Here is a 12,440-nt window from a genome sequence, read left to right on the forward strand (position 1 = left end):
CCCGTTTGTAATGCATTTCAGAAAATGCACTCTTCAATTGTGCAGTAATTTGAGGTTGTTAATCATGTCAGAAAGTTGAGATCTTATACTTGATTAACCGGTCATAGGAGAGTAAAGAACAAAAGGCTGGGAAGTTAAGAAACAGCGATTTTTTTCCCTATCTTCATTAATTTCTTATCCTCCTATCTTCTCACAAAGAGGGGGCGTAGCTCAGCTGGGAGAGCGCAGGCTTCGCAAGTCTGAGGTCGGGGGTTCAAATCCCCTCGCCTCCACCAAATTAAATGCACTATAATCTGTCGATATTAAAAAAATATTGACAAGTAAGATTTAAATCCTCTATAATTATAAATTGTCGGGATGTGGCGCAGTCTGGGAGCGCACTTGAATGGGGTTCAAGGGGTCGGAGGTTCAAATCCTCTCATCCCGACCAGCAAGACAGAAAAGAGGCAAATTAAAACCACGCTACAGGCAGGTATAATTTGCCTCTTTTTATTTTTTTCAGAGATAGTTCATCATGCTTTATGCTATTGAAAAAATAACCTCACATAAACGGTTTACATCTAGGTAGGGGGCAGAGTCTTTAGTGACCAATGGATAACGGATAGCCTTAATCCCCAGGGCGGATAGCTCCTCTTCCCGGATTCCTCCGGCATACCTGTTGGTATCGACATCCATCACTACAAAGTTTAATAACTTGCTTATGCTCATGGAAGATTTATCCTTTCTCAAGTATTTCAATAAAATTTTGATCTGATTCGAGAGGTTTATCCCCTGCAACTCCGGGTCAATTCCTGTGTTGGGGATAAATATTTTCGGGCAGGGGTTTTGAGCTATGGCTTCCCCAATTCCCCTGGGCAAGAGATTGGCAATTAGGCTGGTATAAAAACTGCCCATAGGGTAGCAGATCAAATCTGCGTTTAATATCAAGTCCCTGGTTTTCGTATCAATTTGTACCTCAACGGGCAGAAGTGATGTATTGTCTTCTACCAAATAGATATCATTAATTCTGGATTGGATCGTTTGCCCCTCTTTACCTGTCAAAAGATGCTGGCCAACTATCTTTTGTCCATTTTCCAGTTCTGCTGCCAGATGCAGGCTTCTGTCGACCACTGGCCGGACTACTCCCTTGGAGTTTACCAGGCGGGAAAATTCTTCAACTGCCCTGTCAATCTTCCGGTTACTCTTTAAGTAGAGCCCGGCAAGAACAAGATTACCCAGGCTTGCCCTGTTTAAGTCAAAATCCGCAGATAAATTTTGTTCAACTATGCGCAGGTAATCACAAATATTTTCGCGTATGGAGCGGGGGACTTTAAGGAAAAGATGACTTCTCCCGTTTACTATATCATCCCAAATCATGCTCAAGTTTTTTTGAGGGAGATTATTGGGAAAGCGATAAGAAAGTAAGGCCTGCACTTCAGGGATTCCAGGAACACTTTTATCAGCTAGCGCCAAAAGCCTGTTGCGTAAATCCCCAACTGCGGGCATGCGTAGAGCATGCCTTAACCTGGCAGAGCTGCCACCTGAATCAAAGGGAGTGACAATGTGGATGGAGTTATGAGTATATTGGATGAGCTTCTGGCTTGACGCCTTGAGAGCACTACCTCCACTAAAAAAAAGGACCTTCGGGCCAAGGGACGCGTTTGTTCGCAACCGCTCAATTTTGACCAGATCTGGCCGGATAACGTCTACGGCTTCATCAGGCTCGCCCTTACTCCATTTTATTGAAAGATTATTTTTCATAATATACTAAAGTCTGATTTTGGTTTATCTTGACATGTTCATAGCTTCAATTTATTAAATATAATTCATTTTAAATTTGTTAAACTAACTAATCAACCTTTGAAAGGAGTTTTTATGGCCAAAGAAGAAGCCATCGAGGTGGAAGGTGTTGTGGAAGAAGCACTGCCCAATGCCATGTTTAGAGTTAAATTGGATAATGGGCATGTGGTACTTGGGCATATTTCTGGCAAAATGCGTAAATACTATATTCGTATTTTGCCGGGAGACAGGGTCAAGGTTGAGCTTTCCCCTTATGATCTAACTCGGGGCAGGATTACGTATCGTTTCAAGTAGCAACTCATAATCTAATCTAAAGTTTAAGACAAACTAAAGTTAAAATAAATAGTTTTTTTTTAGACAAACGGAAGAAAAAAGACTGGTATTAAGACTAAAAGTATTAGTCTGTTAATCTATTGTATTTGTTGATAAGGTCATATTTTAACTGCCTCTACCTTTGGCGAAATTATTTTAAAATTGAAATTTGCAATTTTGATAAATTTATTAATATTTGAGCCTGTGCATATTTAACTACATGCCTGAAATAGATTTACATACCCATTCGACTGCCTCTGATGGTACCTTGACCCCCACCGAATTGGTTCGACTGGCAAAAGAGCAATGTCTGAAGGCCATTGCCCTTACTGACCACGATACAATCAGAGGTCTTGCCTCTGCCTTGCAGGCAGGAAAAGAACTAGGTCTAGAAGTCATCCCCGGCTGTGAATTAAGCGTGGATTATCCGGACGGGATTATGCATATCCTCGGTTTGTGGCTTAGGCCTGAAGCGGAGCAGCTTGATGCAGCTTTGAGGTCTTTGCAGGCCAAACGGAATAAGCGCAACGAGCTGATGATTGCCAAACTCCAAGACTTAGGTTTGGACATTACTTATGCAGAAGTCAAAGAATTGGCCGGGGGAGGAAGTGTGGGGCGTCCCCATCTGGCCCAGGTTTTGATGAAGAAAAGAATTGTCCCCTCTATCCAGGAGGCTTTTAATAAGTACCTTGGCCCCCGGGGCAGTGCCTATGTGCCCAAGCAAAAGCTTACCCCAAAGGAAGCTATCTCTTTGCTTAAAAAGGAACAGGCTACTGTTATTTTGGCCCATCCCTTTTCTCTGAACTTGCATTTGCCTGACCTGGAAAAGGAGCTTGTCGAGCTAAAAAAACTTGGTCTGGACGGAGTAGAAGTCTTTTACTCTGAACATACGCCGGATCAAACTGCTGCTTATTTATACATCTGTCAGGAATTAGACCTTTTGGTCAGTGGCGGCTCGGATTTCCATGGCAGGATCAAACCTCATATTGCCTTGGGGACAGGGAAAGGAAATTTGGACATTCCTTATTCCTTGTTGGAAAAGATAAAGACCAGAAGGCAGGAGCAAGGGCTTTGGGTTTAAAAAAAGATTTTTGCCCCGAACTTCTTTGCCCGGCAGGTAATTTTGATAAGCTGAAAACAGCCATTTTTTACGGAGCCGATGCTGTCTATTTGGGCGGTACAGACCTAAACCTTCGCGCCAAAACTCAAGGTTTTGACTTTGATGATCTGGAGCGCGCCTTAGAATTCGCACATGAAAAAGGCGTCAAGGTTTATTTTTGTCTTAATCTGCTTGCCCTTGAACACCATCTTCCCACGGTGGAGGCATATCTTCACCGACTGGTCCCGTTGCAGATTGATGGGCTGATTATTGCTGACCCGGGGATTATTAGTCTAGCCCAAAAGATCTGTCCGCACATACCCATTCACCTGAGTACCCAGGCCAATACCAGTAACAGCGCAAGCGTGGCCTTTTGGCGAAATATGGGCATAAAGAGGGTCAACCTGGCTCGCGAACTGGGGTTTAAGACAATTCGAGCCATAGCAACCCAGGTTAAAGATATTGAGTTGGAACTATTTGTGCACGGAGCCATGTGCATGGCCGTATCCGGGCGATGTTTTTTGAGTGCCTATATGAATGATCGTTCAGCCAATCAAGGGTTATGTACACATCCTTGTCGTTTTGAGTATAGGCCCATAGCCTTTCAGGTTGAGGAGAAGACCAGGCCCGGAAAGGTTCTGTGGGAAGTAGTCGAGCAGGAAGATTTTTCCAGGCTTTTTAGTGCCGAAGACCTATGTTTGATCAAGTATTTAAGCTGGCTGAAAAAAGTAGGAATTACCTCTCTAAAGATCGAGGGGCGGATGAAAACCACATCCTACTTGGCTCAGGTTGTGGATGTATATAAAACAGCACTCAATGCTTTGGAGAAAAAAGAATTTGACCTGGATATTTACCTCCAAGAGCTTAGAAATACCAGTACCAGACCTTTGGGCTCTGGCTTTTTTCTGCCACAAAGAAAAATTTTTGCTTCCCCCCTGGCTAAAAATGAGAAGAAAATCATCCTGGCCCAAGTCGAGGAACAAATAGACGCTCATAAATGGCGGGTCAGGGTCAAAGAAAAATGGGATAGAAATTTAGACGTTGAACTCGTCTGTCCGGGGCTAAAGCGGCCAGTGATAAAAAACAGTGATTATGCGTTGGAAAAGGAAAACGGCGAGCAAACTTCTCTGGTCCATCCAGGCTTGAGCGCCATTTTTTGCATTGACCACCCCCTCGTCACGGAAAATATTTTTATCCGGTTGCACAGGCCCTAATCTGTTTCATGTAAATCCTGCATTAAAAGCCTTAGTTCCACAACAGAAAGCCCTGTTTTTTGCGCTAATTTTTTTAGCGATTCATTTTCCGGCCGCAAAAATTGATTATTTTTCCAGGTTATCTTTTTGGCCTGCACATCCCCCCATTTTGTCCTGGCCGTTGATTCCTGCCGAGGAAGCATGACCCTTTGCACTTTGCGTATCCTTAAGCCTAGGGTCAAACTATGTTTAAAAAAGACATCCTCCACAGTGTGCAAATGTTCTGGCGGGCACAAGACCTGGAGCATCCCGCCTGGCCTGTTTTTTTTCATCACTCCGGGCAAATAGATGACGTCCAGGGCCCCTGAGGCCAATACCTGATCAAAAAAAAGCCCCAACTCTTCCCCTGTTAGATGGTCAACGTTTGATTCTAAGACATAAACCTCATCTGCCGGGGCTATTTTCTCTTCTAGTAAATAAACACGTAGCCCATTAAATCCTTCCCTGGTTTTTCCAAAACCGATACCAGTTCCGCGTAAAATACCGCAAGGACCTGGTCTAAATTCATCAACTACCTGGTCTATAATCAATGCGCCCGTTGGGGTAATGATTTCCCAGTCAAAATTTGTATCCTGGACAGGTTTGTCCAGGAGCAAAAGGGTAGTGGCCGGGGCTGGAAGGGATATTCTGCCGTGGGTACAATTTATTTTTCCCCGGAACCAGGGGACAGATGAAGAATAGACCTTTTCAATGCCCAGCTCATGTAGTCCCCAAAAGGCCCCGACAATGTCCACCAGGGTATCCATTGCCCCGATTTCGTGGAAATGGACCTCGTCCGGGTGTATGTTGTGTACTCTGCCCTCTACCCGGGCAAGCTGCTTAAAGGCCTTAACTGCCTTGTGAAGAATGTTTTCTTGTATCTTCAAGTTTTGAACCAGAGGCAAAATATCTTTAAGTGTCCTGAGGGGCTGATTTTGATTATAAATTATGTCCACCTGCCTGCCATCAACCCTACACCGCTGTTCTTCTTTAACTTCAATAGTTGCTTTGAGCCCGGCTTCTTCAAAAATTGTTTCCAGCTTAGAGAAGTCTAGACCAAGGTCAGCCAGAGCCGCCAGAAACATATCTCCGCTGATGCCAAACGCGCAGTCAATGTATAAAGTTTTCATATTGTTTGATCCCTTCAAATGGAAATTCAATGGTCCCCCCATATACTGTTTTTATCGACAGGGTAAAAGCAATTTAGATTTTTTTATGGTTCACAAAACACAAGTTGCGAATCAGACACTAAATTGCGTTCCCATAAAGACCAATTTCAAAAATTTGTCCAGATGATTCAGCCAGCTTTTCAGTCTTTTCTGTTCATCTTTGGGCAACAAATAGGGGTTCAGGTAATTATGTCCTTGTTTTTGTTCTTTTAGACAGGATATGCCAATCTCTATCCTTTTTAGTTGGGCCCATTGCCAGAGTTCTTTTAAGGCCTGTGCCATGTTCTTTTCTATATGACCTGCTTCCTGTAGTTTTCGGATGCGATCCACCGTATTCACTTCCTTAAGCGCATATTTTAAGGCTAAAATTCTAACTCCGTTGGTTAGGTGAGCCAGGATACTTTTTTTAAGGTTTAATTGCCCCTTGTGTTTTCCTTCTTTTTCCAGAATAAAATTCCCCCAGAAAGATAGAGGGACTCTATATTGCTGCAGTTCATCGATTAAGAATTTTAAAACCAAAGGTTTGGTGCGTACATATTCCCATAGTTCTTCTCTAAGATCCAAGGCCTCATTTGGGCAACCAAAAAGAGGCTTGAAGTCTAAAATCAACCCAAACTGCCAGGAGCCTTTTTCCAGCGGATTGGACAACCAGTTAAAAAGCCTTTCTTTCCACTGCTTTTTGTCACCGCGCCAGTCTGGGCTGTTGATCATTACATTTCCCGGACATAGTTTTAAACCTGCCCCGTCCAGGGTCATAATTATATCTTGGCAAGCCTCATCCAGTTCATGCTCATCGGGCTTTTTTAGCCATAAAAGCCCATTGTCCTGGTCGGATGTGAGTACCTGCTCTCCTCTGCCTCCTGAACCAAACTCCAAAAAAGTACATTCTCTTAGCCAGGAGAACTCCAGGGAAAATATAGTCAAGGTATTCTGAATAACCTTTTCATTGAATCCAGAAATTAATTTACACAGCTTATAAGTTGAAATTTTTTGGCTCAGCCAGTTTTGCACTAACCTAAGGCGCAGATTGCGTATTTCCGCCAACTTTCCCTCTTCAATAAGGGACTTGAAGTCGATGTCCTTAAGGGTTTGCTCTAACTTCAAAGCGCCCATAATTACAACTCCTTAAAAAACTTCTGCCAACGAATAACGTGCGTTAAACGGTAAAAAATGAGGGTTAAATGGGTTATATTTTTCGTGAATGTTCAATAGGTTAAAGTTACTGTTAAAAAAAATATTCACTTGCAATTGTTAAATAAATGCTGATAATAATTTTCTATAATCATTTATAATAAATAATAAAGAGGAAAAGGAGGTATGGCCATGGATGTCAATGAATTACGCAAAAAACAATTAAGATTCGCTTTGATTTTTGGGATTCCGTATTTTTTATTCATTCTTTTTATCTATTTGTTAACCTATTTGGCCAAAGACTGGATTGCCGGAGTCACGTTTTTCTCTCTTCCTCTACATTATTTTCTGGTTGCTGTTTTTGTCTATCCCATAACTTGGATAGTCTTTATCTATTATGTCAAAATGGCCAATAACATGGAAGATGAAATAAAAAAATTATAAGGGGGAGGGAGAGTTATGGACGTTGGCTATCAAGTCCCTGTTACTGCTTTGGTCCTAATAGGATTGATGCTTCTTTTTACTGTCATCACCACCTGGATGTTTCGCATCCAGAAAACTTCGGCTGATTATTATCTTGCTGGTCGTAAGGTAAACAGCTTTATCAACGCCTCAGCCATCTCCAGTGACTATTTGAGTGCCGCTTCTTTTCTGGGTGTGGCCGGAATCGCTTTTTTGAAAGGTTTTGACGGTATAATCTATGCGCTTGGTTTTTTTGTAGGTTACATTGCCTTACTTTTATTTATGGCTTCACCTCTTAGAAAATTTGGTAAATATACAGTGCCGGATTTTGTATCGGAAAGGTTTCATTCCAAGGGAGCCAGAGTTCTGGGGGTCATTGGTGTTCTTTTTATTTCGCTGTTTTACATGGCTCCGCAAATGCTTGGAGCGGGTAAGGTCATGGGGTTGCTTTTGGGCATGAGTTATCAGGCAGCCATTGTGGTTATCGCTTTGATCATTACTGCTTATGTAGCTGTGGGCGGGATGAAAGGTACCACCATCAACCAATTGGTCCAATTCTGGATTTTATTCGGCTCCATGTTCCTTTTAGCGTTTATTCCCTTTGTGCTCAAGGGTTACACTTACACTGACGTGGTTAATTTTATACAATCCTTTAACGGCCCGGAACCCGTTACCAATAAAACATTTGTGGGTAGTGCCTATATCCAACCAGGTTACTGGCTGACTAACCTCAAAGATACTCTGTCCTTGCTCCTGGCTTTGATGTTTGGCACAGCCGGTTTACCCCATATTCTGGTTCGTTTTTATACAGCTCCGGATGGCAAGGCTGCCCGGCGTACGGTTATTTATGTTCTTTTCCTTATAGGTCTATTTTATATTTTGTCTCCCTATGTGGGCCATGTCATGCGCTATGTGTTTTTACGCAGCAATGAACTTGGGTTGAGCCCTCATTTGACCAAATGGCTGGCAGAGAATGGTAAAAATTTGGCTGTGCCTGTAGCTGGGTCTTATTTTGGCGGTCAGATCCTTCTTGGCATTGTTGTCGCGGGAGCCTTTGCGGCCATCTTGTCTACTGTTGCAGGTTTGATAATTGCCTGTGCCGGTGCTATTGGACACGATCTTGTGGTCAATATATTTAATCCGGACATGCCGGAAAAAAATCGGGTCAAAATAGCCCGTATGGCCTCTGTTGGTATCGGTCTTTTGGGAATCCCCCTGGGTTTTGCGGCTGAAAAGATGCAGATCGCTGTCCTTGTGGGATTGGCATTTGCCATTGCTGCATCAACGTTTTTCCCTGTCTTGGTCATGGGTATCTGGTGGCCCAAAATGACCAAAAACGGCGCCATAGCAGGGCTTTTAACAGGTATTATTGGGTCGTTTATCATGATTTTAGGCAAATCTTATCTGCCGACAATGCTTCAATTTAAGAATCCGGGCGGTTTTGTAATGGTCTTGGGCTTTATGGCTATCTATATCTTTTCTAAATTGGAATATGCATCCAAAAAGGAGGATGCTCTCCCGCCGGATGTGGATAAGGTCATGGCTATACTTCATGGGCCAGAACAAACATAAAAAAATGCCGGGTTTACCCGGCATTTTTTATGTGTCCGATTTATTTTTGCCATTGCCAGTTCGTCCAATAATGTTTAATAGATTTCCATAGTTACCATCCTGTTTAATATGAATAAAAAAGGAGGCAGAGATGCTAATTAAGGATTGGATGACCAAAGAGGTTATCACTGTTACCCCGGACACATCTATGATGAAGGCTTCTAAAATTTTGAAGGATAAAAATATTCGTAGATTGCCGGTTGTAGATGAAAGGGGCAAGTTGGTGGGCATTGTCACCGACAGAGATATTAAAGAGGCTTCTCCATCCAAAGCCACTACTTTGGATGTGCATGAACTCTATTATCTTCTCTCTGAGATCAAGGTTAAGGATATAATGACACCTAATCCCTACACTATAAATATTGACGATACTGTAGAAAAAGCAGCTGCCAAAATGCTGGATAAAAAAATTGAAGGCTTGCCTGTTGTTGACGAGGATCAGAATGTGGTCGGTATCATTACTGATACGGATATATTCAAGGTTCTTGTCAATATCACCGGAGTTTACCTGGATGGGGTGCAGATGGGCTTTAAGCTCCGTAATGAGCCTGGCTCATTGAAAAAGATTTTGGATGACCTGAGAGCTCATAAAGCCAGAATTATAAGTATCCTCAGTGCATATGAGCAGCCGGAACCAGGGTTTAGGCATGTCTACATCCGTATCCACGGTATGGAAAAAGCCGAAGAAAATAAGCTGCGAGCAGAACTTGAGCAAAAATACGACCTTCTTTTCTGGGTCAGAGATCATTTTTATCCGAAAGTTAGTTAATGGTTAAAGAAGCTTAGTTTTCTCTTTAATCCATGGCCGACCAACCAACGTTCCTTCTTTCTTCAGGTTGCTTGTTTCACCTGCCCCTGTCCGAATGCGCGCGAATTGCCAGGGATGCAGGTTTTGACGGACTCGAACTCATTCTCAATCACCCTGAACTTCTGGATGTTCAACAAACCATGACTCAAACCCGGGGCATGCCAATTTTAAGTTTGCATGCCCCTTTCAGGCAATGGAGTCTATGGGGCGGACACCTGCGGGCTTGGGAAAAAAGCGTTATTTTGGGGAATAAACTCCCGGAGCTGCAAAATATCACCTTGCATCCTCCAGCTTTCAAACTCAGTCAGCTCGCTCATTTCTGGTGGTATGCCAAAACCAGAAATTTGCCTGAAGATTTAAAGGCCAATGTAGCCTTATCTCTGGAAAATTTGCCTACGGTGGCTGACAATCCTTTTGGGCGAGATCCCTTTAAAGGGCATATTGAGCAATGTATAAATAAAAATGTTAATCTGACTCTGGATGTGTGTCACCTCGGGATAAGCAACAAGGATATTCTTCAAGCCTTGGATGAGTTCCCCCTAGACATACTCGTTAATGTCCACTTTTCTGATGCACGGGGTCTACAGGAGCATCTTTGGCCAGGCGATGGAGAATTGCCTTTGGATAATTTTGTGCGTTTGTTAAGAGAAAAGAAGTACAGCAATCTTTTGACTTTGGAAGTGGGTCCGGCTACTCTGCCGCAAAAAAGAGAGGAAATTGTGTCTAAGCTTAAAAAATTTTTAGATTGGATTAAAAATTTATTTGTTTGTTAATAGGAGGAAACTATGCGTGAAAAAGTTGAGCAGGTTCTAGATAAAATCAGGCCTACTTTACAGGCTGATGGTGGGGATGTGGAATTAGTTGAAGTAACAGATAACGGAATAGTCAAAGTAAGGCTAAAGGGTGCCTGCCAGGGTTGCCCCATGTCTCAGATGACTCTTAAAAATGGCATTGAACGTCTACTTCTCAAAGAAATTCCGGAACTAAAGGCTGTAGAAGCAGTTTAAGGCTGGTAGAATGGTTGAGTAGTCGAATAGTTGGACATTACCCAGCAAACCGTATGTTCAATATAACAATTAGTCCTAAACCTTAAACCCCAATATAAAAATATGACCAAAGTAATTACCCGATTTGCTCCCAGTCCCACTGGTTATCTGCACATTGGCGGTGCTAGAACAGCTCTTTTCAACTGGCTCCTAGCTCGAAAAAATGGCGGGGAGTTTATCCTACGTATTGAAGATACCGATCTTGAACGTTCAAGAGAAGAAATGACCCAGGCCATTCTGGATGCAATGGATTGGCTTGGTTTGGATTATGACCAGGGCCCATATTTTCAAAGTCAGCGTTTAGACCTATATCGTGAATATATCCAGAAGTTGGTGGACACGGGACAGGCCTACTATTGCCAGTGTACCCCGGAAGAAGTGGATGCCATGCGTGAAGAAGCAAGGGCCAAAGGCCTGAAGCCTAAATACAATGGCCGCTGCCGGGAAAAAAATCTTGGCCCGGGTCCTGGGCGGGTTATTCGCTTAAAGGCCCCTTTGACCGGCCAAACAGCATTTCATGATTTGGTCAAAGGACCGATTGCTGTAAATAATGAAGAATTGGATGATTTTGTGCTCCAGAGGGCTGATGGCACACCTACCTATAACCTGGCCGTGGTGGTGGATGATGCGACTATGGGGGTAACACATGTTTTGCGCGGAGACGATCATATCAACAACACCCCCAAACAGATCCTCATCTACAGGGCCTTGGAGCTTAACGTGCCTCTTTTTGGGCATGTGCCCATGATTCTGGGGCCTGACAAGAAAAAACTTTCCAAGCGCCACGGTGCTACGTCAGTAATGAAATACAAGGAAATGGGTTTTTTGCCTGAAGCCATGATCAACTATCTGGTGCGTTTGGGCTGGGCCTATGGGGATGAAGAGATATTCTCCCGCGAAGAGCTGATTGAAAAGTTTTCCTTGGAAAACTTGAGCAAGTCAGCCAGTGTCTTTGATATGGATAAATTATTGTGGTTGAATAGCCACTACATAAAGGAAGGAGATCCCCGACGGTTGGCCAGGCTTCTAAGCGAGCATATCCGGGACAGTTACTCAGACTTAGACTTGACCTACCTGGAAAAGATTGTGCCCCTGCTTCAGCCCAGGGCTAAAACGATTGTGGAAATGGCCGACCAGGCAGAGTTCTTTTTGGTTGCCGATGATCAGCTCCAGTATGACGCAAAAGCTGTGCAAAAATTCCTGTCAGATGAGGCCAGAAACCACCTTCAGGAGATCATCAGGCGCCTGGAGCAGACCGAAACCTTTGATCGGCAAGAGTTGGAAAATATTTTGGCAAAATATCTGGAAGATGCTAATATAAAATTTAAGGTCATAGCCCAACCCATTCGGGTGGCCATAACCGGCAGGACTGCCAGCCCAGGACTCTTCGAGACAATGGAAGTTCTGGGGAAAGAACGGACCATTAGAAGGATGAAGAGGGCTGTAACCCTTTAATTTTAATGGCGCAGGCAAGGATTTACCTGCGCCAAAGAGAAAAAATTAGAGTCAAAATAATACTTATGACCAGACAGGTCACCCAGGGAAAGTAAAATTTAAAATTTCCCCGTTCATAGACAATATCTCCAGGTAGATGGCCTAATTTTAGAGGCAGCTTATCGCCAAAGAGTAAAAAGAGGCCTATTCCGATTAGAATCAGGCCAAAGACGATTAAAAGTCTACCTATTTCTGACCACTCGCCCATATCTTTTCTCCTTTTTAGCCTGTGCCCGAACCCTCCTATTTTAACCGCTGAATGAAAGTCTTGGTTTCTGAAATGCATTACAAACGGCT

Annotated in this window: 13 protein-coding genes and 2 tRNA genes; 11 read left to right on the forward strand and 4 right to left on the reverse strand. The window is 43.2% G+C overall.

Annotation, left to right across the window (positions count from 1 at the left end; all coding sequences use genetic code 11):
• Positions 1 to 199 precede the first annotated feature (199 nt).
• Positions 200 to 275, forward strand: a tRNA-Ala gene (locus AC3WVG_RS10340).
• 78 nt (positions 276 to 353) lie between these two features.
• Positions 354 to 430: transfer RNA gene (locus AC3WVG_RS10345), tRNA-Pro, on the forward strand.
• A gap of 89 nt (positions 431 to 519) precedes the next feature.
• Here AC3WVG_RS10345 and AC3WVG_RS10350 read toward each other — a convergent pair.
• Complete coding sequence (locus tag AC3WVG_RS10350) at positions 520 to 1,740, reverse strand: GAK system CofD-like protein (RefSeq protein ID WP_488798046.1); 1,221 nt, start codon at positions 1,738 to 1,740, stop codon at positions 520 to 522.
• 114 nt (positions 1,741 to 1,854) lie between these two features.
• Between AC3WVG_RS10350 and infA the strand changes: the two genes are divergently transcribed.
• From infA to AC3WVG_RS10365, 3 genes are all read left to right on the forward strand, one after another.
• On the forward strand, positions 1,855 to 2,073 hold the full coding sequence (gene infA / locus AC3WVG_RS10355) for a translation initiation factor IF-1 (RefSeq protein ID WP_252381628.1): 219 nt from the start codon (positions 1,855 to 1,857) through the stop codon (positions 2,071 to 2,073).
• Between the two features lie 238 nt (positions 2,074 to 2,311).
• A complete protein-coding gene (locus tag AC3WVG_RS10360) occupies positions 2,312 to 3,172 on the forward strand; it encodes a PHP domain-containing protein (protein WP_488798047.1) in 861 nt (286 codons plus the stop codon).
• Positions 3,163 to 4,404 carry a peptidase U32 family protein gene (locus tag AC3WVG_RS10365; RefSeq protein WP_488798048.1) on the forward strand — a complete coding sequence of 414 codons (1,242 nt, stop codon included), beginning with the start codon at positions 3,163 to 3,165 and terminating at the stop codon, positions 4,402 to 4,404. The genes AC3WVG_RS10360 and AC3WVG_RS10365 overlap by 10 nt, the downstream gene beginning before the upstream one ends.
• On the opposite strand, the gene larC is transcribed toward AC3WVG_RS10365, so the two are convergent.
• Together larC and AC3WVG_RS10375 are read right to left on the reverse strand one after the other, a co-directional pair.
• Positions 4,401 to 5,552, reverse strand: coding sequence for a nickel pincer cofactor biosynthesis protein LarC (gene larC / locus AC3WVG_RS10370; protein ID WP_488798049.1), 1,152 nt, complete (start codon positions 5,550 to 5,552; stop codon positions 4,401 to 4,403). The two genes, AC3WVG_RS10365 and larC, sit on opposite strands and share 4 nt — an antisense overlap.
• Before the next feature lie 111 nt (positions 5,553 to 5,663).
• Positions 5,664 to 6,704 carry a putative nucleotidyltransferase substrate binding domain-containing protein gene (locus AC3WVG_RS10375; RefSeq protein WP_488798050.1) on the reverse strand — a complete coding sequence of 347 codons (1,041 nt, stop codon included), beginning with the start codon at positions 6,702 to 6,704 and terminating at the stop codon, positions 5,664 to 5,666.
• Between the two features lie 210 nt (positions 6,705 to 6,914).
• Between AC3WVG_RS10375 and AC3WVG_RS10380 the strand changes: the two genes are divergently transcribed.
• The 6 genes from AC3WVG_RS10380 (at position 6,915) to gltX (ending at position 12,104) form a co-directional block, all read left to right on the forward strand.
• Positions 6,915 to 7,166 (forward strand): DUF485 domain-containing protein, encoded by a 252-nt coding sequence (locus AC3WVG_RS10380; protein ID WP_488798051.1) that lies wholly within the window; start codon positions 6,915 to 6,917, stop codon positions 7,164 to 7,166.
• A gap of 15 nt (positions 7,167 to 7,181) precedes the next feature.
• Positions 7,182 to 8,756, forward strand: a complete 1,575-nt coding sequence (locus AC3WVG_RS10385; RefSeq protein ID WP_488798052.1) for a sodium/solute symporter — start codon at positions 7,182 to 7,184, stop codon at positions 8,754 to 8,756.
• Positions 8,757 to 8,886: 130 nt separating this feature from the next.
• On the forward strand, positions 8,887 to 9,564 hold the full coding sequence (locus AC3WVG_RS10390) for a CBS and ACT domain-containing protein (RefSeq protein WP_488798053.1): 678 nt from the start codon (positions 8,887 to 8,889) through the stop codon (positions 9,562 to 9,564).
• Between the two features lie 71 nt (positions 9,565 to 9,635).
• Entirely contained in the window at positions 9,636 to 10,376 is a 741-nt protein-coding gene (locus tag AC3WVG_RS10395; RefSeq protein WP_488798054.1) for a sugar phosphate isomerase/epimerase family protein, read from the forward strand.
• A gap of 12 nt (positions 10,377 to 10,388) precedes the next feature.
• Complete coding sequence (locus AC3WVG_RS10400) at positions 10,389 to 10,610, forward strand: NifU family protein (protein ID WP_252381388.1); 222 nt, start codon at positions 10,389 to 10,391, stop codon at positions 10,608 to 10,610.
• 102 nt (positions 10,611 to 10,712) lie between these two features.
• Positions 10,713 to 12,104 carry a glutamate--tRNA ligase gene (gene gltX / locus AC3WVG_RS10405; protein WP_488798055.1) on the forward strand — a complete coding sequence of 464 codons (1,392 nt, stop codon included), beginning with the start codon at positions 10,713 to 10,715 and terminating at the stop codon, positions 12,102 to 12,104.
• A 22-nt stretch (positions 12,105 to 12,126) separates the two neighbouring features.
• Here the strand turns inward: gltX and AC3WVG_RS10410 are convergent.
• On the reverse strand, positions 12,127 to 12,440 hold a 314-nt coding region (locus AC3WVG_RS10410), incomplete at its 5' end, for a DUF2905 domain-containing protein (RefSeq protein ID WP_488798056.1).

The sequence above is a fragment of the Desulfovulcanus sp. genome, assembly GCF_982781345.1.

What these genes read in the sequence shown, in the direction of transcription:
- larC (WP_488798049.1), bottom strand. Translation starts at nt 5,552, where the DNA reads ATGAAAACTTTATACATTGACTGCGCGTTTGGCATCAGCGGAGATATG.
- AC3WVG_RS10380 (WP_488798051.1), top strand. Translation starts at nt 6,915, where the DNA reads ATGGATGTCAATGAATTACGCAAAAAACAATTAAGATTCGCTTTGATT.
- gltX (WP_488798055.1), top strand. Translation starts at nt 10,713, where the DNA reads ATGACCAAAGTAATTACCCGATTTGCTCCCAGTCCCACTGGTTATCTG.
- infA (WP_252381628.1), top strand. Translation starts at nt 1,855, where the DNA reads ATGGCCAAAGAAGAAGCCATCGAGGTGGAAGGTGTTGTGGAAGAAGCA.
- AC3WVG_RS10375 (WP_488798050.1), bottom strand. Translation starts at nt 6,704, where the DNA reads ATGGGCGCTTTGAAGTTAGAGCAAACCCTTAAGGACATCGACTTCAAG.
- AC3WVG_RS10400 (WP_252381388.1), top strand. Translation starts at nt 10,389, where the DNA reads ATGCGTGAAAAAGTTGAGCAGGTTCTAGATAAAATCAGGCCTACTTTA.
- AC3WVG_RS10390 (WP_488798053.1), top strand. Translation starts at nt 8,887, where the DNA reads ATGCTAATTAAGGATTGGATGACCAAAGAGGTTATCACTGTTACCCCG.
- AC3WVG_RS10350 (WP_488798046.1), bottom strand. Translation starts at nt 1,740, where the DNA reads ATGAAAAATAATCTTTCAATAAAATGGAGTAAGGGCGAGCCTGATGAA.
- AC3WVG_RS10360 (WP_488798047.1), top strand. Translation starts at nt 2,312, where the DNA reads ATGCCTGAAATAGATTTACATACCCATTCGACTGCCTCTGATGGTACC.
- AC3WVG_RS10385 (WP_488798052.1), top strand. Translation starts at nt 7,182, where the DNA reads ATGGACGTTGGCTATCAAGTCCCTGTTACTGCTTTGGTCCTAATAGGA.